Origin of the sequence: Pseudomonas sp. SH10-3B (assembly GCF_019891415.1) — a bacterium.
Classification (GTDB): Bacteria; Pseudomonadota; Gammaproteobacteria; order Pseudomonadales; family Pseudomonadaceae; genus Aquipseudomonas.
In genome coordinates this window covers 1-2,217 of sequence record NZ_JAFLXD010000104.1, presented here as the reverse complement: position 1 = coordinate 2,217, position 2,217 = coordinate 1, and the positions used below count along the sequence as shown (strand labels likewise).

At 60.3% G+C, this 2,217-nt stretch carries 2 protein-coding genes; both read left to right on the top strand.

From position 1 onward, the window contains the following. Positions 1-144: 144 nt before the first annotated feature. On the top strand, positions 145-585 hold the full coding sequence (locus J1G35_RS30510; RefSeq protein ID WP_027607193.1) for a cytochrome c: 441 nt from the start codon (positions 145-147) through the stop codon (positions 583-585). Positions 586-588: 3 nt separating this feature from the next. Then, positions 589-2,010, top strand: coding sequence for a cbb3-type cytochrome c oxidase subunit I (locus J1G35_RS30505; RefSeq protein WP_223016860.1), 1,422 nt, complete (start codon positions 589-591; stop codon positions 2,008-2,010). Positions 2,011-2,217: the final 207 nt, after the last annotated feature.

Sequence of the window (2,217 nt, the reverse complement as noted above, 5' to 3'; positions counted from 1 at the left end):
CGTACAGCCATTTCTCCACCACTTCGCGGTCGACGCCGGTGACCTTGATCAGCACCAAAACCATCAACAATTCTTGATCGCCATCAAGCAGTTTCCACCCCCCACCTCCCTATCATCCCCTGGCCAAGCAATGAGGAAGCGACCATGTCAGAGACCTTCACCAAGGGCATGGCCAGGAATATCTACTTCGGAGGAAGCGTGTTCTTCTTCCTGATTTTCCTGGCCCTGACCTACCACACCGAACAAACCTTTCCCGCCCGCAGCAACGTCGACCAACTCACCGAATCCGTCGTGCGCGGCAAAGGCGTCTGGGAGCGCAACAACTGCGTCGGCTGCCACACCTTGCTGGGCGAGGGCGCTTATTTCGCGCCGGAGCTGGGCAATGTGTTCAAGCGCCGGGGCGGCGAAGAAGGGTTCAAGCCGTTCCTGCATGCCTGGATGAAGATGCAGCCCCTGGGTGTACCGGGGCGGCGGGCCATGCCGCAATTCAATCTCAGTGACCAGGAGGTGGACGATATGGCCGAGTTCCTCAAATGGAGCTCGAAGATCAATACCAATAACTGGCCACCGAACAAGGAGGGCTGAGCCATGCGCAGTGCCAATCCATACTTGAAATTCCAATCCCAGGCCGTGGCCAAACCCTACTTTGTGTTCGCCCTGATCCTGTTTCTCGGTCAGGTGCTGTTCGGTTTGATCATGGGCCTGCAATACGTCATCGGCGACTTTCTGTTCCCGTTGATCCCCTTCAACGTGGCGCGGATGGTCCACACCAATCTGCTGATCGTGTGGCTGCTGTTCGGCTTTATGGGCGCGGCCTACTACCTGATACCCGAGGAGGCCGAACGCGAGCTGCACAGCCCGAAACTGGCGATCATTCTGTTCTGGGTGTTCGCCGCCGCCGGGGTGTTGACCATCCTCGGCTACCTGCTGGTGCCGTATGCGGCGCTGGCCAGGTTGACCCACAACGAGCTGCTGCCGACCATGGGGCGCGAGTTCCTGGAGCAACCGACCATCACCAAAATGGGCATCGTCGTGGTGTGCCTGGGCTTTCTGTACAACATCGGCATGACCCTGCTCAAGGGCCGCAAGACCACCGTCAGCATGGTGATGATGACCGGGCTGATCGGCCTCGCGGTGTTCTTCCTGTTCTCCTTCTACAACCCCGGCAACCTGGCGCGGGACAAGTTCTACTGGTGGTGGGTGGTGCATCTTTGGGTCGAAGGCGTGTGGGAACTGATCATGGGGTCGATGCTGGCTTTCGTGCTGATCAAGGTCACCGGCGTCGACCGCGAAGTGGTGGAGAAATGGCTGTACGTGATCATCGCCATGGCCTTGATCACCGGGATCATCGGCACCGGTCACCACTTCTTCTGGATCGGTGCGCCTGAGGTGTGGCTGTGGGTCGGTTCGATCTTCTCGGCCCTGGAGCCGCTGCCGTTCCTGGCGATGGTGATGTTCGCCTTCACCATGGTGAAGCAACGTCGGCGCCAGCACCCCAACCGCGCGGCGACGTTGTGGGCCAAGGGCACCACGGTCACGGCGTTCTTCGGCGCGGGCGTGTGGGGTTTCCTGCACACCCTGGCACCGGTCAACTTCTACACCCACGGCACCCAACTCACCGCCGCCCACGGGCACCTGGCGTTCTTCGGTGCCTACGCCATGATCGTGATGACACTGATCAGCTACGCCATGCCACGCCTGCGCGGTATCGGTGAAGCGCCGGACGCGCGTTCGCAGACCCTCGAGATCTGGGGCTTCTGGATGATGGTGCTGTCGATGGTGATGATCACGCTGTTCCTCACCGCCGCCGGGGCCGTGCAAGTCTGGCTGCAACGCTGGCAGGTGGACGGGGTGGCCTTGCCGTTCATGGCCACTGTGGAGCATTTGCAGGGACTGTTCTGGGCGCGGTTGGTCAGTGGGGTGAGCTTTCTGATGGGGTTGCTCTGCTACCTGCTCAGCTTCCGGCAACGTGCTCGGATGGCTGGAGCACCGGTGCCGATCGTCTACTGAAGGTAACGCGGTCCAAATGTGGGAGGGGCGGTGCGACGATTCGACTTGCTCCCGTGGCGGCCTTCGGGCCGACCATGTCGTTGGATTTGATTGAGTACATATCCGTTGCTGCGGTCACGGCTACCTATGGTTCCGCCCTTACGGCGGGTCACTTTTGGAAAAGAGCCCCAAAAGTAACCAAAAAGGCTCTTGCCCCAACACTCGGCA

Bases quoted from the DNA above. Each gene is read 5' to 3' on its own strand.
- J1G35_RS30510 (WP_027607193.1), top strand. From the start codon at position 145: ATGTCAGAGACCTTCACCAAGGGCATGGCCAGGAATATCTACTTCGGA.
- J1G35_RS30505 (WP_223016860.1), top strand. From the start codon at position 589: ATGCGCAGTGCCAATCCATACTTGAAATTCCAATCCCAGGCCGTGGCC.